1 protein-coding gene is annotated in these 255 nt (G+C 34.9%); it reads left to right on the forward strand.

Annotated elements, in window-relative coordinates; genetic code table 11:
* On the forward strand, positions 1 to 255 hold a 255-nt coding region (locus L8D11_RS06225; protein WP_236870664.1), incomplete at both ends, for a DDE-type integrase/transposase/recombinase.

The following is a 255-nucleotide window of genomic DNA, read 5'->3' on the forward strand; positions in this document are numbered from 1 at the left end:
CAATATTCCCTAAGAAAAAGAAGAATATTTCTATAGGAAATAAATCACATAAAATATACCCATACCTTCTTGAGCCTTATTGGAAATCATCGAATGGCAATAGATCCGTATACGTACCTAGATCTAACGAGGTATGGAGTGGAGATATAACCTATGTTCGGACACCAAATGGTTTTATGTATATGGCAGCAATTATTGATTGGCACAGCAAAGCTATTCTAAGCTATAAGCTTTCAAATTGCATGGATTCTAGCT

Origin of the sequence: Candidatus Bandiella numerosa, from assembly GCF_021811875.1 — a bacterium.
GTDB lineage: Bacteria > Pseudomonadota > Alphaproteobacteria > Rickettsiales > Midichloriaceae > Aquirickettsia > Aquirickettsia numerosa_A.